19 protein-coding genes are annotated in these 19,646 nt (G+C 68.8%); 10 read left to right on the top strand and 9 right to left on the bottom strand.

All coding sequences use genetic code 11. The features are described 5' to 3' along the window. Positions 1-67 precede the first annotated feature (67 nt). Together ASG37_RS08910 and ASG37_RS08905 are read left to right on the top strand one after the other, a co-directional pair. On the top strand, positions 68-742 hold the full coding sequence (locus ASG37_RS08910) for an ABC transporter ATP-binding protein (RefSeq protein WP_055758817.1): 675 nt from the start codon (positions 68-70) through the stop codon (positions 740-742). Continuing rightward, positions 739-3,231 carry an ABC transporter permease gene (locus tag ASG37_RS08905; protein ID WP_055758427.1) on the top strand — a complete coding sequence of 831 codons (2,493 nt, stop codon included), beginning with the start codon at positions 739-741 and terminating at the stop codon, positions 3,229-3,231. The genes ASG37_RS08910 and ASG37_RS08905 overlap by 4 nt, the downstream gene beginning before the upstream one ends. A 115-nt stretch (positions 3,232-3,346) precedes the next feature. On the opposite strand, the gene ASG37_RS08900 is transcribed toward ASG37_RS08905, so the two are convergent. Together ASG37_RS08900 and recF are read right to left on the bottom strand one after the other, a co-directional pair. Then, entirely contained in the window at positions 3,347-4,807 is a 1,461-nt protein-coding gene (locus tag ASG37_RS08900) for a DEAD/DEAH box helicase (RefSeq protein ID WP_055758424.1), read from the bottom strand. A 198-nt stretch (positions 4,808-5,005) separates the two neighbouring features. Then, complete coding sequence (gene recF / locus ASG37_RS08895) at positions 5,006-6,070, bottom strand: DNA replication/repair protein RecF (RefSeq protein ID WP_055758420.1); 1,065 nt, start codon at positions 6,068-6,070, stop codon at positions 5,006-5,008. Between the two features lie 136 nt (positions 6,071-6,206). On the opposite strand from recF, the gene ASG37_RS08890 reads away from it, so the two are divergent. Further along, positions 6,207-6,548, top strand: coding sequence for a hypothetical protein (locus ASG37_RS08890; protein ID WP_055758418.1), 342 nt, complete (start codon positions 6,207-6,209; stop codon positions 6,546-6,548). Between the two features lie 173 nt (positions 6,549-6,721). Here ASG37_RS08890 and ASG37_RS08885 read toward each other — a convergent pair whose 3' ends face one another. The 3 genes from ASG37_RS08885 to ASG37_RS08875 form a co-directional block, all read right to left on the bottom strand. Beyond that, positions 6,722-7,471 carry a Coq4 family protein gene (locus tag ASG37_RS08885; RefSeq protein ID WP_055758415.1) on the bottom strand — a complete coding sequence of 250 codons (750 nt, stop codon included), beginning with the start codon at positions 7,469-7,471 and terminating at the stop codon, positions 6,722-6,724. A 53-nt stretch (positions 7,472-7,524) separates the two neighbouring features. Further along, entirely contained in the window at positions 7,525-8,628 is a 1,104-nt protein-coding gene (locus ASG37_RS08880) for a DUF475 domain-containing protein (RefSeq protein WP_055758814.1), read from the bottom strand. Between the two features lie 89 nt (positions 8,629-8,717). Beyond that, the gene (locus ASG37_RS08875) at positions 8,718-8,954 is read right to left on the bottom strand and encodes a hypothetical protein (RefSeq protein WP_055758412.1); all 237 of its coding nucleotides are present in this window, start codon (positions 8,952-8,954) and stop codon (positions 8,718-8,720) included. Between the two features lie 95 nt (positions 8,955-9,049). Between ASG37_RS08875 and ASG37_RS08870 the strand changes: the two genes are divergently transcribed. The 5 genes from ASG37_RS08870 to ASG37_RS08850 all read left to right on the top strand — a co-directional run bounded on the left by ASG37_RS08870 (position 9,050) and on the right by ASG37_RS08850 (position 15,358). Further along, on the top strand, positions 9,050-10,867 hold the full coding sequence (locus ASG37_RS08870) for an ABCB family ABC transporter ATP-binding protein/permease (RefSeq protein WP_055758811.1): 1,818 nt from the start codon (positions 9,050-9,052) through the stop codon (positions 10,865-10,867). 344 nt (positions 10,868-11,211) lie between these two features. Next, positions 11,212-12,138: an alpha/beta fold hydrolase gene (locus ASG37_RS08865; RefSeq protein ID WP_055758409.1), complete on the top strand. Its 927-nt coding sequence runs from the start codon at positions 11,212-11,214 to the stop codon at positions 12,136-12,138. Next, complete coding sequence (locus ASG37_RS08860; RefSeq protein WP_055758406.1) at positions 12,120-12,920, top strand: SAM-dependent methyltransferase; 801 nt, start codon at positions 12,120-12,122, stop codon at positions 12,918-12,920. Before ASG37_RS08865 ends, ASG37_RS08860 begins: the two co-directional genes overlap by 19 nt. Positions 12,921-12,965: 45 nt before the next feature. Further along, positions 12,966-14,726 carry a DNA helicase RecQ gene (recQ, locus tag ASG37_RS08855; RefSeq protein WP_055758404.1) on the top strand — a complete coding sequence of 587 codons (1,761 nt, stop codon included), beginning with the start codon at positions 12,966-12,968 and terminating at the stop codon, positions 14,724-14,726. A 203-nt stretch (positions 14,727-14,929) separates the two neighbouring features. Further along, positions 14,930-15,358: a TIGR01244 family sulfur transferase gene (locus ASG37_RS08850; protein WP_055758401.1), complete on the top strand. Its 429-nt coding sequence runs from the start codon at positions 14,930-14,932 to the stop codon at positions 15,356-15,358. 116 nt (positions 15,359-15,474) lie between these two features. On the opposite strand, the gene nrdR is transcribed toward ASG37_RS08850, so the two are convergent. From nrdR to rpiB, 4 genes are all read right to left on the bottom strand, one after another. Then, complete coding sequence (gene nrdR / locus ASG37_RS08845) at positions 15,475-15,936, bottom strand: transcriptional regulator NrdR (RefSeq protein WP_082448146.1); 462 nt, start codon at positions 15,934-15,936, stop codon at positions 15,475-15,477. 65 nt (positions 15,937-16,001) lie between these two features. After that, positions 16,002-16,154 carry a hypothetical protein gene (locus ASG37_RS17905; RefSeq protein WP_164490767.1) on the bottom strand — a complete coding sequence of 51 codons (153 nt, stop codon included), beginning with the start codon at positions 16,152-16,154 and terminating at the stop codon, positions 16,002-16,004. Between the two features lie 11 nt (positions 16,155-16,165). Further along, the gene (glyA, locus tag ASG37_RS08840; protein WP_055758395.1) at positions 16,166-17,467 is read right to left on the bottom strand and encodes a serine hydroxymethyltransferase; all 1,302 of its coding nucleotides are present in this window, start codon (positions 17,465-17,467) and stop codon (positions 16,166-16,168) included. A 701-nt stretch (positions 17,468-18,168) separates the two neighbouring features. Continuing rightward, positions 18,169-18,609 carry a ribose 5-phosphate isomerase B gene (gene rpiB / locus ASG37_RS08835; RefSeq protein WP_055758393.1) on the bottom strand — a complete coding sequence of 147 codons (441 nt, stop codon included), beginning with the start codon at positions 18,607-18,609 and terminating at the stop codon, positions 18,169-18,171. A gap of 72 nt (positions 18,610-18,681) precedes the next feature. Here rpiB and ASG37_RS08830 point away from each other — a divergent pair, with 72 nt between their 5' ends. Together ASG37_RS08830 and ASG37_RS08825 are read left to right on the top strand one after the other, a co-directional pair. After that, positions 18,682-19,155 carry a hypothetical protein gene (locus ASG37_RS08830; protein WP_156349083.1) on the top strand — a complete coding sequence of 158 codons (474 nt, stop codon included), beginning with the start codon at positions 18,682-18,684 and terminating at the stop codon, positions 19,153-19,155. Continuing rightward, positions 19,148-19,633: a DUF3429 domain-containing protein gene (locus ASG37_RS08825; RefSeq protein ID WP_230636037.1), complete on the top strand. Its 486-nt coding sequence runs from the start codon at positions 19,148-19,150 to the stop codon at positions 19,631-19,633. Before ASG37_RS08830 ends, ASG37_RS08825 begins: the two co-directional genes overlap by 8 nt. The last annotated feature ends 13 nt before the right edge of the window (positions 19,634-19,646 follow it).

Here is a 19,646-nt window from a genome sequence, read left to right as displayed (position 1 = left end):
CCGCATATGGGCGGGGTCCTTGCTTCGTCACCGGCGATACACTCCCATGCAATCCATTACCGACGATATGGTTATCGACGCGCGCAGTGTCACCCTGACGCTGGGCGACGGCGACGGCGCGGCCCGCATTCTCCACGGGCTCGACCTCGCGGTGCCGGCGGGGACCAGCGTCGCGCTGCTGGGTGCATCGGGATCGGGCAAATCGTCGCTGATGGCGGTCCTCTCCGGGCTGGAGCGCGCCAGCGGCGGGCAGGTGCGGATCGCCGGCGCGGACTTCGGCACGATGGGCGAGGACGATCTGGCGCGCGCGCGGCGCGGACGCATCGGCATCGTGTTGCAGGCATTCCACCTGCTCCCGACGATGACGGCGCTGGAAAACGTCGCGGTGCCGATGGAACTGGCGGGCGAAGCGCAAGCCTTCGCCCGTGCCGAGGCCGAACTGGGCGCGGTCGGGCTGGCGCACCGCCTCCACCATTATCCCAGCCAGTTGTCGGGCGGCGAGCAGCAGCGCGTCGCCATCGCCCGCGCGCTCGCCGGGCGGCCGGCGCTGGTGTTCGCCGACGAACCGACCGGCAACCTCGACCGCGCGACCGGCCATGCGGTCATGGACCTGTTGTTCAATCGCCAGCGCGCGACCACCGCGACATTGCTGGTCATCACCCATGATCCGTCGCTGGCCGAACGCTGCGACCGGGTGGTCGAACTGGCCGATGGGCGTATTGTCAGAGACACCGCGCGATGAGCGAATGGCGGCTGGCGTGGACTTTCGCCCGGCGCGAACTTGGCGCCCGGTTCCGGGGCCTGCGGCTGTTGCTGGTCTGCCTGATCCTCGGCGTCGGCGCGCTGGCGGCGATCGGTAGCCTGACGCGATCGATCACCGGTGAACTGGCCGCGCGCGGGCAGAGCCTGCTCGGCGGCGATATTGAACTGTCGGTATCGCAGCGCCGCGCCAACGACGCCGAGCGCCGGTCGATGGCGCGGATCGGCCGCGTCTCCGAAACGCTGCGCATGCAGTCGATGGCCGCCAACGCCGCCGGCGATACCGCGCCGATCGAATTGAAGGCGGTCGACGGCCCCTATCCGCTCTACGGCACGCTCCGCCTGACCAGCGGCACGGCGCGACCGCTGCGTGCCGATGAGACATATGTCGGCCCGGCGCTGCTCGAACGATTGAAGCTGCGTCCCGGCGGCACCGTTCGTTTCGGCAGCGCGCGTTTCCGCGTCGCCGGGGTCATCGCCGACGAACCCGACCGGTTGAGCGAGGGCTTCACGCTGGGCGCGGTCGCGCTGGTATCGCTGGATGGGCTGGATCGCACCGGGCTGATCGCGCCGGGCAGCCTGTACGAGAGCAAATACCGCATCGCCACCGCCTACGACCCGGCGCAGGCGAACGCGGCGTTCACCAAGCGCTACACCGGGCAGGGATGGGACACGCGCACCCGCGACCGCGCCTCGCCCGGGGCCGAGCGGTTCCTGACGCGAATGGGCGAGTTTCTCGTGCTGGTCGGCCTCACCGCGCTGGTCATCGCCGGAATCGGCGTGGGCAATGGCGTCGCTTCCTATCTCGCGACGCGGCGGCCGGGCATCGCCACGCTCAAGATATTGGGCGCGACCTCGGGGCTGATCGCCAAAGTCTATCTGCTCCAGATCGCGGCGGTGTCGGCGATCGGCATCGCGGTCGGCCTTGGCATCGGCATCGCCGCCGTGCCGCTGATCGTGGCACTTGCCGGCGACGTGCTGCCGGTCGCGCCCAGCTTCGCGATCCATCCGTTGCCGCTGATCCAGGCCGCCGCCTACGGCCTGCTGATCGCGCTCGCCTTTGCCGCACCTCCGCTGCTCGCCGCCGGGGAGGTGCCCGCCGCCGGGCTGCTGCGCGGCGCGCTCGACAACCGGCGCGCACCGCTCGCCAAATCGGCGGCATGGATGGGCGCGGCCTTTGCGGGAATCGTCATGCTTGTCCTCGTCACGAGCGAGCGGCCGTGGTTCGGGGCCGGCTTCCTCGCCGCTGCCGCCGCGCTGCTATTGCTGCTCGCGGGGCTGGGACAGGCGATCCGGCTGGGTGCGGCCCGCCTGCCTCGCCCGCGCCGGCCGTTGCTGCGCCTCGCGCTCGCCGCGCTGCATCGGCCGGGCGCGCGGACCGGCGCGCTGGTCGTAGCGCTCGGCCTCGGCCTCACCCTGTTCGTCCTGCTCGCGACGATCCGCACCAGCCTCGACGCGAACATCGCCCGCACCGTGCCCGCCAAGGCCCCCGCGCTCTTCGCGCTCGACGTGCCACCCGAGCGCGAGGGGGGGTTCCGCGCCACCATCGCCCGTATCCAGCCGGGTGCCGAAGTACAGACCGTACCGCTGATGCGCGGCACGATCACCGCCTATGGCACCACCCGCGTCGCCAATCTCAAGACCATTCCCGACGGCGCATGGGCGCTGCGCGGCGAACGCGGGCTGACCTTCGCCGACACGCTCCCGCCCGGCAGCGAGATCGTGCGGGGCCGCTGGTGGCAGCCGGGCTATCGCGGGCCGCCGCTGGTGTCGATCGACGAACGCATGGCGCAGGCGCTGGACCTGAAACTCGGCGACCCGCTGACCATCAGCGTCGCGGGGCAGGAACGCAGTGCGCGCATCGCCTCGTTCCGCAAGATCGCGTGGGACAGCATGGGCTTCAACTTCGTCATGGTGTTCTCGCCCGGCGTGCTGGCCGACGTGCCGCACAATCTGGCGGCCACCGTCACCATGCCGCCGGGGCGCGAACGCGCCGTCGTCCGCGCGCTGTCGGCCGGTTTCCCCTCGACCTCCGTCGTCGAGGTACGCGAGGTGATCGGGCAGGTGCAGACGATCGTGTCGCAGATGGCGACCGCAATCGCGGCGGCGGCGGGAATCGCGATCCTTGCCGGCATCGCAGTGCTGATCGGCGCGATCACCGCCGCGCGCGAAACGCGGACCTATGACAGCGTCATCCTGAAAACGCTCGGCGCGACGCGCGGCCAGATCCTCACGGCGCAGGCGCTCGAATATCTGCTGCTGGCGGTGATCCTGTCGGGGCTCGCCGCCGCGATCGGCATCGGTGCCGGCTGGTATGTCGTGGTCGAACTGTTCGGCTTCGAATGGCTGCCCGACTATCGCGCGGTGGCCGCCACGCTGGCGATCGGCGCGGGAATCACCATCGGCATCGGCCTGCTCGGCGCGCTGCCGATCCTCGGCGCACGACCGGCACGGGCGTTGCGCGAACTGTAGCAACGACCCGATACGCGAAAAGGGGACCGCCCCGGACCGATGGTCCGCTGACGATCCCCTTTTTCACGCCATGTCGCCACGGCGTCGTTCCCCGCCGAAGCGGGGAGGCCGGCGGTTACGCCGTCGCGCGCGGAGCACCACCGCCGCCACGACCGCGACCACCCCGGCTGCGACCGCCGCCGCTGCCACCGGGACGCGCGCCACCGGCCGCCGGACGCGGCGCACCGCCTTCGCGCGGCGGCTGGCCACCACGACCACCCTGACCCTCGCGCGCCGGCTGGCCGCCACGCGCCGGATTGCCGACCGGACCGCCGCGACCATGCGCGGGCTTGGCACCATGGGCATGCGTCGCACGCGGCCGCGCCGGGCCACGCTCGCTCGGCAGGCGCTCGGGGCGATCGGGGGCATAGGGCGCACGGCTCGCCTTGATCTGCGCGCTCTGTTCGAGGAAGTCGGCGGGCAGCGGCACGACCTCGACCTTCTGCTTGGTCAGCTTCTCGATACCCTTCAGATACGCCCGCTCGTCATCGGCGCAGAAGCTGAACGCCACGCCCGACGCACCCGCGCGCGCGGTGCGGCCGATGCGGTGGACATATTGCTCCGATACGTTGGGCAGTTCGAAGTTCACGACATGGCTGACGCCCGACACGTCGATCCCGCGCGCGGCGATGTCGGTCGCGACCATGATCGGCACGGTGCCGTTGCGGAACGCGGCCAGCGCCTTCTCGCGCTGCGGCTGCGACTTGTTGCCATGGATCGCGTTCGACGCGATACCGTTGGCCGCCAGCAGCTTCACGACGCGGTCGGCACCGTGCTTGGTGCGGGTGAACACCAGCGCGCGGTCGATCTTGGTGTTGCGGAAGAACATCGTCAGCAGCGTCTGCTTCTCGGCCTGCTGGACGTGCGTGACATACTGTTCGACGCGCTCGGCGGTCGACGACACCGGCGTCACCGCGACGGTGGCCGGATCGGTCAGATACTTGTCGGCCAGCTCGCGGATGTCCTTGGGCATCGTCGCCGAGAAGAACAGCGTCTGGCGCGACTTCGGCACCATCGAGACGATGCGGCGCAGCGCGTGGATGAAGCCCAGATCGAGCATCTGGTCGGCTTCGTCGAGCACGAGGATCTCGACTTCGCCCAGACCCAGGCACCGCTGTTCGATCAGGTCGAGCAACCGGCCCGGCGTCGCGACGAGGATGTCGACGCCCGCCGCCACGTCACGCACGTTGCGCGGCACGGGGACGCCGCCGAACACGGTCGCGACGGTCAGCTTGCTGTGCTGCGCATAGGCGCGGGCATTGTCGGCGATCTGGCTGACCAGTTCGCGCGTCGGCGCCAGCACCAGCATGCGGCAGCGCATCGGGCGGCGACGGACATTCGCCTTCACCAGCAGATCGATCGAGGGGAGCACGAACGCGGCGGTCTTGCCGGTGCCGGTCTGGGCGATGCCCAACAGGTCGCGCCCTTCGAGCACGAGCGGGATCGCGTCGCGCTGGATCGGGGTGGGGGTTTCGTAATTCTTGGCGGCGAGCGCGTCGAGGATCGACTTCGACAGGCCGAGTGACTGGAAGGACATGATAGTTCCTGAAATGGGTCCGGCACCCGAAACGCGACAAGGCGCACGGGTAGCGGGGCAAAAAATTGCGACCCGCGTGACTAGGGAAGCCGGTTGGAGCTGCGACGCGGAGCCGAGACCCGTCGGGGTCCGATCACGCTGCCTGAAAAGCGTCGCTGCGTTGCGGCAAATAGGCGCTTGAGGGGAAAAGGTCAACCATCAGACAGCGACCACGCCGTCCGCCACCACGAAGCGCGACGCATCGCCCGGCACCGCCGCGAACAGCGCCGCCTCGGTGCCGGTCAGCCACACCTGCCCGATCCCCGCCGCCCGCGCGAACAGCGCCGCGCGCCGGTCGGGGTCGAGATGCGCCGCGACCTCGTCGAGCAGCAGCACCGGGGCGCGGCCGGTGCGCGCGGCAACCAGTTCGGCATGCGCCAGCACCAGCCCCAGCAACAGCGCCTTCTGCTCACCGGTCGAACAGCGTGCCGCCGCCATGACCCGGTCGCGATCGGCGACGATCAGGTCGACGCGGTGCGGCCCGACCAGCGTCCGCCCCGCCGCCGCATCGCGTGCCCGGCCCTGCGCCAGATCCTGCGCGAACCGGGCCGCATCGCCGTCCCACCCCGCCAGCGCGACCGAGGCCCGCGGGAAATCGCCTGAGCCCGCCGCGCCGATCCGCGCATCGAGCGCCGCGACACAGTCGGCGCGGGCGGCGGCGAGTGCCACACCATGCTCGACCATCCGCGCCTCCAGCGCCGCCAGCCAGTCGGGATCGGCCACTCCCTCCTCGGTCAGCAGCCGGTTGCGCTGACGCATCGCCGCGTCGTAGCGCGTGGCCTGCACCGCATGGCCTACGTCGAGCGCCAATGTCAGCCGGTCGAGGAACCGCCGCCGCTCGCCCGCCGGCTCGACGAACAGCCGGTCCATCGCCGGGGTCAGCCACAGGACCGACAGCCATTCGGCCAGCACGGTCGCGGCGGCATTGGCCCCGTTCACCCGCACGATCCGCCGTTCGGGGGCATTGGCCTGCGCCCCCGTCGCCAGCCGCACGTCGCCCACCAGATCGGCGGCGACGCCGAAGCCCCCCGCCCCGCCGTCGCGCGCCATGTCCGACAGCGCGGCCCGGCGCAGTCCGCGGCCCGGCGCCAGCAGCGACACCGCTTCGAGCACATTGGTCTTGCCCGCGCCATTGGGACCGCTCAGCACCACGAAGCCCGGCCCCGGCGCGATGGTCGCCGCCGCATGGTTGCGAAAGTCGGTGAGCGTCAGGCGGGTCAGCATCGTCCGCCTGCATGTAGGGCGCGCTGCCGCGGCGCGATACCCATCGCGGGACAGGGGCGGTGTCATCCAAACGTTATACGAACGAAACTTTCCGGCTCCCTGTGAATTGCATCGGTACTGGATACAGGACGCTTGTATGAACCGCTTCACCTTCGTTGCCGCCGCCGCTTTCGCCGTTTCCGCCTGCGGTGCCCAGACGCCGCAGCAGCAGCGCGCCGAACAGCTTCGCGATCAGGCCGACGCACAGGCCGATGCGATCGAGGCGGCGGCGGAAAACCAGACCGCGCAGATGAAGGTTGAGGCCGAAGGGTTGCTCAATCAGGCGGGGCAAGGCGGCGGATACGACGCACAGCGCCTCAAGGTTCGCGCCGAGGCGATCCGCGACGAAGCCAAGCTGGTCGAGCAACAGGCCGAAGCCCGCGCCAAGGCGGTCCGCGACGCCGGCGAGGCACAGGCGAGCGCCGCACTGGCGAAGTAACGAGCAGCGCTTACGCTATCCGCGCGACCAGTGTAGCCGCCATGAAATTCATCCGTGTAGCAGCGTCGCCCCAGCGCAGGCTGGGGCCTCCTGCGGTTACTGTAGCGCATTAGCCCCGGGAGATCCCAGCCTTCGCTGGGATGACGCTTGGTCCAAGGCGGATGGATCAAGCGTTAAATTCCCGAAATCCCCCGTTCGCGCAGCCGCGCCTGCGCGGCACGATAGGCGACCGGTTCGGCAATCTTCAGCCGCGCCCGTGCCGCGTCCAGCGGTTCGCCCAGCAGCGCCTCGTAATCCTCGGCATGCAGCCACCGCGCGCGGCGGCCATGGAGATAGCCTTCCCACACCGCCTTGGCGAAACCCCGCTCGCCGGTGACGCGCAGCGACTTCACCGCCGCGCCGATCCCGATCGCCGCCCAGCCCCATCCGCCGGTCTGGGCATAGGAAAAGGCGACGAGGCACGCCTCGCCCAGATGTTCCTCGGCGGTATAGCCGGTCAGGACGTGCCAGATGTCATGGACGTCGCGCTCGCGCCGGCCGAACCACGCGACCGGATGCTCGATCCGCTGCCAGCCCTCGCCATCGGCATAGCTGAGGTCGGCCAGCCCCTGCGCCGAAAACCCGGTCCGGTCGAGGAAGCCGCGATAGGCAGCGCCCACGCTCCCCTCGGGCAGCGCGTCGAGCCATGCCCGGTCGGAAAACCGCTCGGACAGTTCGACGCGGTCATAGGCCAGCTTGCCGCCGCCCGGTACGGTCAGCAGCCGGGCATAGTTGCGGTGGCTGGTATCGGCGTTCAGCGCGCGCATGATGCGGAACACCTGCACCGTGTCGTCGCCATTCGCCAGCAACCGGCGGAGCGCCGCCCATGCCGCGCGCCAGTCGCGCGCCATGGGCTGTACCGGTTCCACCGCCTGCGTCGCCATGCCCGACTCCGTTGCTTACAATGATGTCAGTATGATGCCGCAGGCCGGCGGGTTCAAGCGCCGCGCGATCCGTCGAGCGGCGCGCCCGACGGCGTCACCGGATCGGCTTCGGCCAACGTATCGTCAGGGTTGTTTTTGTTGGCCCGCACCGACGACCAGAACGCCAGACCGATCAGGCTGGCACCGATCAACCCGGTGACGGTTTCGGGGATATGCAGGTTCCGGTTGGCCGACAGCAGCATGATGATCGCCAGCGCGATGATCGCGTAGAACGCCCCATGTTCGAGGTAGCGATATTCGCTGAGCGTCCCGTGGTCGACCAGCATGATCGTCATCGACCGGACGAACATCGCGCCGATGCCAAGGCCCAGCGCGATGATGAACAGGTTGTTCGACAGCGCGAACGCCCCGATCACCCCGTCGAACGAGAAGGACGCATCGAGCACTTCCAGATACAGGAACGACGCCAGCCCCGAGCGTGCGACCGCGCCGGTCACGGCATCGGGATCGCCTTCCAGCAGCGTGCCCAGTCCGTGGACGACGATGAACGCCACCAGCCCCAGCATGCCCGCGACGAGATAGGTCAGCGCCTCGTCGGTGGTGAGCAGCGTCGACACCGCATACATCACCAGCAGGACGATGCCGATGGCGACGCCGCTGATCTGCGACAGGCCCGCGATTGGCCGTTCGATCGGCGCAATCCAGTGGGTGTCCTTGTCGGAGTCCAGAAAGAAGTTCAGCCCGACCATACCGAGAAACGCGCCACCGAATCCGGCGATGCCGATATGCGCGCCTTCGATGATTTCCTGATACCGTTTCGGATCGCCCGCCGCGAGTTCGATCGCCGCGATCGGTCCGACCTTCGCGGCGATGGCGACGATCGCGACCGGGAACAGGATCCGCATGCCAAACACCGCGATCAGCACGCCCCATGTCAGGAAGCGGTGCCGCCACTTGTCGTCCATGTCGCGCAGCACCGTCGCGTTGACGACAGCATTGTCGAACGACAACGACACTTCGAGCACGCCGAGCACGGCGGTGATCCACAAAATGCCGAGCGTACCGGCGACATTGCCGGTCAGCTCCCACCCCAGCCATCCGGCCAGTGCCAGACAGATGGCAGTAAAGATAAACGAACCCTTGTAATATTTCAGCAGCACCGACGCCCCCTTGTCCGATCGCCGGCCGGAAAGGCCGTCCACCGCGTTAACGTTCGAATAGCGTGTCGGGCGCGTCAGTCAAAGGATCAGCCGCTGCGTTGCGGCGAAACCGGCAGCCGCTCGACGATCTGCGCGTCGCCGCGCTCGCACGAAGCGCTGACTACCGGATAGGACAGGTCGGTATTGCGCGCGAGCATCGCCGGCATCGCCGCGCGGCATTCCGCCACCGACGTGTAGCTCGCCGGGGCGATCCGCTCGCGGGTGCAGGCCGCGCCGTCGTCGCCGCAACCCAGGATCGCCATGATGTAAACCAGTGGTGCCATCGCCCGTCTCCTACCTTGGTTTCAATCCGCAATCGCCGGAGATGTTCCGACGAAGCGTTGCGGCGGCGCGCCCGACGCCCCAAATGGCGCTTGCAATGCCCCCTGAAACCCATCCCGCCTCCGGTCCGACCCGACCGATGCTGGCGACGCTCCGCCGCTTTCTCCCCTATCTGTGGCCCGCCGGGGCCACGGGGCTGAAGGTCCGCATCGTCGCTGCGCTGGCGCTGGTCATCGCGTCGAAGGTGGTGCAGGTGCGCGGCGCGCCGTTTGCGTTGCAGGGCGCGATCGACACGATGGCGGCGGGGTCGCGGGGTGCGCTGTGGCTCGTCGTCGCGCTGGTCGCGGGCTATGCCGCCGCGCGCTTTGCGGGCACCCTGTTCGACAATCTGCGCAACGTCGTGTTCGAGCGCGTCGGACAGGACGCGACCCGGCGGCTGGCGGCATCGGTGTTCCGCCACCTCCACGCGCTGTCGCTGCGCTTCCATCTCGAACGCCGCACCGGGGCCGTCACCCGGGTCGTCGAACGCGGCACCAAGAGCATCGACACGATGCTGTATTTCCTGCTGTTCAACATCGCGCCGACCATCCTCGAACTGGGGCTGGTGCTGTGGATCTTCGGCACGCGCTTCGGATCCTGGCTGGTCGGCGGCACGCTGGCGATGGTGGTGATTTACATCGCCTTCACCCGCCTCGTCACCGACTGGCGTTCGTCCCTGCGCGAACGGATGAACGACCTCGACACCGGCGCGGTCGCCCATGCGGTTGATTCGCTGCTGAATTTCGAGACGGTCAAATATTTCGGCGCCGAGGAGCGCGAGGCCGCCCGCTACGACCGCGCGGTCGCGGGCTATGCCGATGCGGCGGTAAAATCGGAAAATTCGCTGGCGCTGCTCAACATCGGGCAGGCGTTCATCACCGCGCTGATGCTCGGCGGCGGCATGGCACTGATCGTGTTCGGCTGGGCGCGCGGCACTTTTTCGCCGGGCGACGTGGTGCTGGTATCGACGCTGCTGACCCAATTGTTCCGCCCACTCGACCTGCTCGGCATGGTCTATCGCACCGTGCGGCAGGGCGTGGTCGACATGGGCGCGATGTTCGACCTGATCGACACCCCCGCCGACGTCGTCGACCGGCCCGGTGCCCCCGCGCTGACCGTGACGCAGGGCGCGGTGCGCTTCGAGAACGTCTCGTTCGGCTATGGCGACGGGCGCGCGATCCTGAGCGGCATCGATCTCGACGTGCCGGCCGGCACCACTCTCGCCGTCGTCGGTCCCTCGGGTGCGGGCAAGTCGACGCTCGCCCGGCTGCTGTTCCGCTTCTACGATCCGACGGCGGGGCGCATCACCATCGACGGACAGAATATTGCGGCCGTCAGCCAGGCGTCGCTGCGCGCGGCGATCGGCATCGTGCCGCAGGATACCGTGCTGTTCAACGACACCATCGGCTACAACATCGCCTATGGCCGCGCCGACGCCACGCCCGAAGCGGTCGCGGAAGCGGCGCGCGGCGCGTCGATCGCGCCGTTCATCGCCGCGCTTCCGCAAGGGCTCGACACCCGCGTCGGCGAACGTGGCCTCAAACTGTCGGGCGGTGAGAAACAGCGCGTCGCCATCGCGCGCACGCTGCTCAAGAACCCGCCGGTCCTGATCCTCGACGAAGCGACCAGCGCGCTCGACAGCCGGACCGAGGCCGACATCCTCGAAACGCTGGCCCGCATCGAGCGCGGCCGCACCACGATCGTCATCGCCCACCGCCTGTCGACCGTGGTCCACGCAGACCGCATCGTCGTGCTGGAGGCCGGCCGCGTCGTCGAAAGCGGATCGCACGGCGACCTGCTGCGATCGGGCGGGGTCTATGCCGAGATGTGGGCACGCCAGGCCGCCGAACGCGAGGCGGCGCTGGCGGAGGCTTGAGGGGTTTCACGCGAAGGCGCGACGGGCGCGAAGAAGAATAAGGGAAGTTTGGTTCGCGCAGAGGCGCGGAGGCGCAGAGGGGTTGCGGCCCACGATCGCCCCGCGCCGAATGGCGCTGCACCATGTCGCTTCGTGGATCGAGAGACGCTGCCGCGTCCGATCCCTCTCTGCGCCTCTGCGCCTCTGCGCGAAAAAATCTTTCTTCTTCCTCCGCGTCTCCGCGCCTCCGCGTGAACCAACCTTCTTCGCGCCTTCGCGTGACCCAATCCACCAACCGGCATAAACCAAAAAGGACCCTTCCTACCCCCCAAGCGTATCCCGCTGCGACGCCGGAGGACCAACGCATGAACGATCGCCTGCGAAAGACGCTGACCACCACCGCCCTGATCGGCGGCGCGCTGGTCGGATGGACCGCCATTGCCGCCGCGACCGCCGATGCGATGGTTCCGCCCGATGGCGATTTCGTCGATGTGCCCGGCGCGCGGCTCCATTATGTCGATACCGGCGGCACCGGCCCCACGCTGGTCATGATCCACGGGCTGTACGGCCAGCTCCGCAATTTCTCCTACGCGTTGACGCAGGCGATCGGCGGCGACCATCGCATGATCCTGATCGATCGCCCCGGCTGGGGTCATTCGACCGTCGAGGGCACCCCGCCGCCGATCGAGACGCAGGCGCGGATGATCGCCGACGCGATCGATGCGCTCGGGCTCGACCGCCCGCTGCTCGTCGGCCATTCGATGGGCGGCGCGGTCGCACTCGCGCTGGCGCTGCACCATCCGGGCAAGGTACGCGGCATCGCGCTCATCGCCCCGCTCACCCGGCCGGTGCGGGCGATGCCGCCGGTGTTTCGTGGCAATGTCCCCCCCGCCCCGTTGCGCGGTCTGGCGGCATGGACGATCGGCACGCCGCTCACCACCCTGACCGGGATGGCGGTCGCCAACCAGATCTTCGCGCCCGATCCGGTGCCGGCCGACTTCGGCACCCGCGGCGGCGGGCTGCTGACGCTGCGCCCGTCGGCCTATGAAGCCGGCGCGTTCGAGATCGGGGACGCCAATCGCGCGCTCGGCGCCATGGTGCCGCGCTATGCCGACATCACCCTACCGGTCGCGATTTTGTACGGGGCCGACGACCAGTTGCTCGATCCCGCCGCGCAGGGGTCCGACACCGCGCAGGCGATCCCCGGCGCGCAGCTCACCTTGATGCCCGGCGGGCATATGCTGCCCGTCACCCATCCGCGCGAAACCGCCGCGTGGCTGGCCGCCCGGTGAGGCGCGCGCGCGTCGCGCTGTTCGCGCTGCTGCTGACCGGCTGCAACGCGCATGGCGACGGCATGGGGCATATCCTTGCCGGCACCGGCATCGCCGCACGCGAGCCCGACTATGACGTGCCCTATGTGCCCACCCCCGAACCAGTGGTCGACGCGATGCTCGACATGGGCGCGGTAAAGGCCGGCGACACGCTGATCGACCTCGGCTCGGGCGACGGCCGGATCGTCCTCGCGGCGGCAAAACGCGGCGCCACCGCCAGCGGCGTGGAGATCGACGCCGCGCTGGTCGAGCGCGCCCGGCGCAACGCCGCGCTGCTCTCGCTGGCGGATAGGGCGCGATTCTCCCGCGCGAACCTGTTCGACGTGCCGCTGGCGCAGGCCAACGTCGTCACGATGTACCTGTTGCCGCGCATCAACCTCGCGCTGCGCCCGCGCCTGTTGACCGAACTCAAACCCGGCACCCGCATCGTCACCCATGCCTTCGACATGGGCGACTGGCGTGCCGATGGCGAACGGCTGGTCGGCGACCGCCGCGTCTATCTGTGGATCGTGCCGGCGGTGGCCGGGGGCGAATGGCAGGCGACGCTGGCCGACGGGACCAGCGTGTCGCTTGCCCTCGACCAGCGGTTTCAGGACGTGACCGGCACCATGGGCGGCACCGCGCTCACCGGATCGCTGCGCGGAACCACGCTGCGCTTCACCGCCGGCGGACGCAGCTACACTGGTCAGGTCGGCGAGGCGACGATCACCGGCCCCGACTGGCGCGCGACACGGAACCGATAGCCTGCCCCCTCGACGCCCCGCTCCCGCATCCCTAGGTGAAGGCCGATGGCGCTCGACCCGATCCCCGTATTGCAATCGACCTTCGGCTTTCCCGACTTCCGCGGCGTCCAGCGGCAGGTGGTCGACCGCGTGCTTGGCGGACAGCGCACCCTCGCCGTCATGCCGACCGGTGCCGGCAAGTCGCTGACCTATCAATTGCCCGCGCAAATGTTGCCCGGCACCTGCGTCGTCGTCTCGCCGCTGATCGCGCTGATGCACGACCAGTTGCGCGCCGCCACCGCCGTCGGCATCCGCGCCGCGACGCTGACCTCGGCCGACGACAACCGTGCCGAGACGCGCGGTCGCTTTCTCGATGGCGATCTCGACCTGCTCTACGTCGCGCCCGAACGCGCCTCGGGCAGCGATTTCCGCGAACTGCTCTCGCGCGGCAACCTGTCGCTGTTCGCGATCGACGAAGCGCATTGCGTCAGCGAATGGGGCCACGATTTCCGCCCCGACTATCGCCTGCTGCGCCCGCTGTTCGACCAGTTCCCCGACGTTCCCCGCCTCGCGCTGACCGCCACCGCCGACGCGCACACCCGCGCCGACATCCTCGACCAGCTCGGCATCCCGCAGGAGGGGCTGATCGTCGCCGGCTTCGACCGGCCCAACATCCGCTATCACATCTCCCCGCGCGATCAGGGCACGCGCCAGATCGCCGACGTGATCGCCGCCACCCCCGGCCCCGGCATCGTCTATGTCCAGTCGCGCGCCGGCACCGAACGCCTCGCCGAAGCGCTCGCCAAGACCGGCCGCCCGGTCCGCGTCTATCACGCCGGGCTCGACCCTGCCGTCCGCCAGCGCAACCAGCACGAATTCGTCGCGTCCGAGGACATGGTGATGGTCGCCACCATCGCCTTCGGCATGGGCATCGACAAGCCCGACGTCCGCTTCGTCGCCCACGCCGGCCTGCCCAAGTCGATCGAGGCCTATTATCAGGAAACCGGCCGCGCCGGCCGCGACGGCGATCCGGCGGTCGCGCACCTGTTCTGGGGCGCCGACGATTTCGCCCGCGCCCGCCAGCGCATCGGCGAGGTCGAACCGTCGCGCCAGCCGGGCGAGCGCCAGCGGCTCAATGCACTCGGCGCACTGGTCGAGACGGCCGGCTGCCGCCGCGCGATCCTGCTCAAGCATTTCGGCGAGTCGCCCCCCGAAACTTGCGGCAACTGCGACAATTGCCTGACCCCGCCCAACGCGGTCGACGCGACGCAGGTCGCGCAGAAATATCTCTCGGCGGTATTCCGCACCGGCATGATGTTCGGCGCGACCTATATCGAACAGGTGCTGACCGGCCAGTCGACCGAGCGCAGCATGACCAACGGGCATGAAAACCTCTCGGTCTGGAACATCGTCGACGGCGATGAGGTCGCGCTGCTCAAACCCGTCGGCCGCGCGCTGCAATTGCGCGACGCGCTGCGCGCCAACGACCATGGCGGCCTCGAATTCGGCCCCGCCGCGCGCGGGTTGCTGAAAGGCGGCGACACGCTGTCGCTGATCGTCCCCCCGAAACGCGAACGCCGCCGCCGGGGCGACACCACTCCCAACCCCTCGGGCGATCCGCTGTTCGAGGCGCTGCGCGCCAAGCGCCGCGAACTGGCGCAGGAGGCAAGCGTGCCACCCTATGTCATCTTCCACGATTCGGTGCTGCGCGAAATGGCGGCGGACCGCCCGCAGACGATCGGTGGCCTGCGTCGCATCACCGGCATCGGCGAGAAGAAGTTGCAAGCGTATGGCGATGCGTTTCTAAGCGTTATCAAGCAACACTGAACCGGATCGACATTCAGCCGAACCCCGAGCGAAACTGCTCCCCTCCCTGACAAGGGAGGGGTTGGGGGTGGGTAGGTTCGGGGTGGACGCTACGTTCCCTCGCAGGCCAACCCACCCCCGACCCCTCCCTTGTCAGGGAGGGGAGAAGCGGAACGTCGATCCGACATTTGCACGCCCCCGCCCCCCACGCTACACCCGGCCCCATGGACATCCGCCGTATCGACGACCGCATTTCGGTCAGCCCGCAGATCACCGCCGACGACGTCGCCACGCTCGAGGCGCAGGGCTTCACCACCATCGTCAACAACCGCCCCGACGGCGAGGACATGGGCCAGCCCGATGGCGACAGCATCGCGGCGGCAGCGGAAAGTGCGGGCCTAACCTATCACGCGATCCCGATCACCCACGCCGGGTTCAGCCATCCGCAGATCGACGCGATGACCGCCGTCCTCGCCGACGCGCCGGGACAGGTGCTGGCCTATTGCCGCTCGGGCACGCGCTCGTGCAACCTGTGGGCGCTCGCCAGCGCCAAGCAGGGGGAGGCATCGGACACACTGGTCGCCAAGGGGCAGGCGGCGGGCTACGACCTGTCGGGAATGCGCCCGACGCTGGATGCGCTGTCGGGTAGATAAGCCACATTCGTCACTCCCGCGAAGGCGGGAGTCCATACACGCAACGCCTGCGCATCCTGTCCGAACCGCAGCGTCTATGGACTCCCGCCTGCGCGGGAATGACACAGGGGCAGGTGCTACTCCTGCCCCGCATCCCCCAGCGTCCCCGCGAACGCCTCGAAATCCTTCGCCTCGCGGAAGTCTTTGTAAACACTGGCGAACCGGATGTAGGCGACCGGGTCGAGGCCCTGCAACCCCTCCATCACCAGCTCGCCGATCCTGAGCGACGTGACCTCGCTGTCGCCGGTCGTCTCCAACTGGCGCTGGATGCCCGACACGATCCGCTCGACCTGAATCGGGGTGATCGGCCGCTTGCGGCACGCCGTCGCGACCGATCGCAGCAGCTTGTCGCGATCGAACGCCTGCCGCCGGTCGTCGGACTTCACGACGGTCAGGTCGCGAAGCTGGATACGCTCGAACGTGGTGAAGCGCGCGCCGCAGCCGCTGCACTGGCGCCGCCGCCGGATCGCCGCGCCGTCGTCGCTCGGGCGGCTGTCCTTCACCTGACTGTCTTCATGGGCACAAAAGGGGCAGCGCATCGTCGTTCCTGTATTCGAGGCCACCCCGGAACCCGGCCGATCGCTTGGGACCGGCCGGGTTTCACTCAGTAGCGCGGCTTCTTCGCCTTGAAATAGGCATAGCCGGCACCCGCCGCCGCGCCGATCAGCGGGCCGACGAACGGCACCGGGATCGCCACGACCGCGCCCAGCGCGCCCCATTTCGCCATGCTCTTGCCGAGCGTCTTGTCCTTGACCATGCGCCTACTCCTTACAGACCGGGATAGATCGGGAACCGCTCGCACAGCGCCCGAACCCGGGCCTTAACGTCCGCCTCGACCTGCGGGTCCCCGGCTTCGCCCTTCGCGCGCAGACCGTCGAGCACGTCGGCGACCATATGGCCGATTGCGGTGAACTCGGCCTCGCCGAAGCCGCGCGTCGTGCCGGCGGGCGATCCGACGCGGATGCCGCTGGTCTTGACCGGGGGCAGCGGGTCGAACGGGATGCCGTTCTTGTTGCAGGTGATCGCGGCGCGCTCCAGCGCCTCGTCGGCATCGCGGCCGGTGACGCCCAGCGGCGTCAGGTCGATCAGCGCCAGATGCGTATCGGTGCCACCGGCAACGACGTTCGCGCCACGCCCTTTCAGCGTCGCCGCCAGCGTCTGCGCATTGGCCACCACCGCGCGGATATAGTCCTTGAACTCAGGGCGCAGCGCCTCGCCGAACGCCACCGCCTTGGCGGCGATGACGTGCATCAGCGGGCCACCCTGAAGCCCCGGGAACACCGCCGAATTAATCTTCTTGGCGATGGCCTCGTCATTCGTCAGCACCATGCCGCCGCGCGGCCCGCGCAGCGTCTTGTGCGTGGTGGTGGTGACGACATGGGCGTGGCCGAACGGAGTCGGATGCTGCCCGGCGGCGACGATCCCGGCGAAATGCGCCATGTCGACCATGAACTTGGCACCCACCTCATCGGCGATCGCGCGGAACCGCGCGAAGTCGATCTGGCGGGGATAGGCCGACCCGCCGGCGATGATGAGCGTGGGGCGATGCTCCTTCGCCAGTGCTTCGACCGCGTCGTAATCGATCAGATGCGTCTCACGGTCGACGCCGTACTGCACCGCGTTGAACCACTTGCCCGACATCGCCGCCTTCGCGCCATGCGTCAGGTGGCCACCGGCGTCGAGGCTCATGCCCATGATCGTGTCGCCGGGCTTGGTCAGCGCCAGCATCACCGCGCCGTTCGCCTGCGCGCCCGAATGCGGCTGCACGTTGACGAAGCCGCAGCCGAACAACGCCTTGGCGCGGTCGATCGCCAGTTGCTCGACCTCGTCCGACGGGTGGCAGCCCTGATAGTAACGCTTGCCGGGATAGCCCTCGGCGTATTTGTTGGTGAAGACCGACCCTTGCGCTTCCAGCACCGCCTTCGACACGATGTTTTCCGACGCGATCAGCTCGATCTGATAGCGTTCGCGCTCCAGCTCATGGGCGACGCCGGCGAAGACGGCGGGGTCGGCATCGGCGAGCGACGTGTCGAAGAACCCGGCGGGGCGGAACTGGTCGATAGCGGTCATGGGTCAAGCGGCTCCGAAGGAGAATGGGCTTGCGCGCGCACTTAGTCGCCCTGTCATCGAAATGCCACCCGGCAGATGGGGTTTGGTTCCATAGCGCGCGGACGTTTGGTTCACGCGAAGGCGCGAAGGTCGCGAAGAAGAAGAAGAAGAAGAAGAAGAAGGGTTGTTCGCGCAGAGGCGCGGAGGCGCAGAGGAGGATTCGGACGCGGCAGCGTATCGCTTGATTCCACAAGCCGCTTCCCCTGCACGAAACGTCACCCCAGCGAAGGTCGGGGTCTCACGCGGCTCCGGTCACGCACACCCACCGGGAGATCTCAGCATTCGCTGGGACCGATCAACATTCCGTCGGCCGTAACGCCAGTAAAGACCATCTCCGTCACCCCGGACTTGTTCCGGGGTCCACCTGGCCGCGCACGCTATCGCAAGTGCCTCGAGCGGCATCGATCGCTGCACGGTGGCCCCCGGAACAAGTCCGGGGTGACGAAGGAGGATAGTGTTTTCGACTACGGACTGCACCGGAATAGCTGAATGTCGATCAGCCTTAGGACGACGTTCGTTTCAGGGCAGGCACATCAAACGCCAGCGGCAAACAATAGGCCTAATTCGGAGCGAAACGCCCGTGCCCCACACCTCCTCCGCGCCTCTGCGCCTCTGCGCGAAAAACCTTCTCTTTCTTCGCGCCCTTCGCGCCTTCGCGTGAATCAAACCGGCGGATTGCCCAGCTTGTCGACCCGCCGCCGATGCCGATCCCCCCCGAACGGCGTCGACAAAAACGCCGACAGACAAGCCTTCGCCATCTCCGACCCCACCAGCCGCGCCCCCATCGCGATCACGTTCGCATCGTTATGCTCGCGCGCCAGCGCGGCGGACAACGGTTCGGATACCAAGGCACAGCGGCACGCCGCCACCCGGTTCACCGCGATCGAGATGCCGATTCCCGACCCGCACAGCGCCACGCCGAAGTCGGCCTCGCCCCCCGCCACCGCCTGCGCGAGCTTGTAGCCATAGTCGGGATAATCGACGCTCGCCGCCTCATGCGGGCCAAGATCGGATACGTCATGCCCCTCGCCATGCAACCAAGTGGCGAGTTCTGCCTTGAGCGCGAGGGCGGCATGGTCGGAAGCGAGTGCGATACGGGCCATGGCGCAGCTTCTAGCGGGACGTGACACGGCGCGCTAGGTCGAGAAGAAGGCAATGCCTAAGGAGTCGGGCGGATGCGATGGGCGATGATCGGACTGGGACTGTCGGTGGCACTGGCCGGCTGCGGAGCGAACGAACGGCGCAGCGAAGGGGCCGCCACCCAGGCCGCGATCGAGAACAGCGCCGAGGCCGACCTGCCGGCCCCCCGCTCGCCTACCCCGTCGGCGACACCCACGCCGACCCCCAGCGCCACCGCCACGCCGCTGGCGAGCGCCACGCGCTACCTCGGCCGCTGGACCGGCGTCGAGGGAATGTACCTGGTCGTCAGCGATCCGGCACAGGGCGACGTGCAACTCGAGATGCAGTATGACCTCGACAACAAGGGCAGCTTCGCCGGCACGGTGACGCCCGAGGGCATCCGCTTCGAGCGCGGCGGCGAAACGCTGCTGCTGCGCCCGTCCGACGGCGCGGCGACCGGCCTCAAATGGCTGGCGGACAAGCGCGACTGCCTGACCGTGGCGTCGGGCGAAGGCTATTGCCGTGACTGATCCGGTCGTCGAACCGTCGCGTAAGCCACCGGTGTCGGCGTTGCTGCTCGGCTATGCCGGGCTGTTGCCGCCGATCATCGCGATCGTCGTGTGGCTGACCAATCCGTTCCTCGGCGGGCTCCTGCTGACGCTATCGCTGCTCTACGCCGCGCTGATCCTCAGCTTTCTGGGCGGCATGTGGTGGGGTGCCGCCGCCGCCCGCGTCACCGGGGCCGGGCTGGCACTGTGGCTGGCGGTCGCGGTCGTGCCCTCGCTCGTCGCGCTGGCGGCGGGTGCGGTGTTCTTCCCATCCCCGACGTCGGGCGCGGCGATCCTCGCCGCCGGGCTGCTCGTATCGCTCACGGTCGACATGGCGCTGGTGCGCGCGGGGCATGTCCCGCCATGGTGGATGAAGCTGCGGGTGCCGCTATCGGTCGGCCTCGCCGTCCTGACGCTGGTCGCCGGGCTGCTGTTGGAGCGGGTGATAAGCGGACTTTGATCCGCGCGTGGGT

Origin of the sequence: Sphingomonas sp. Leaf407, from assembly GCF_001425385.1 — a bacterium.
Classification (GTDB): domain Bacteria; phylum Pseudomonadota; class Alphaproteobacteria; order Sphingomonadales; family Sphingomonadaceae; genus Sphingomonas.
This window is presented reverse-complemented; position numbering and strand designations above follow the sequence as displayed.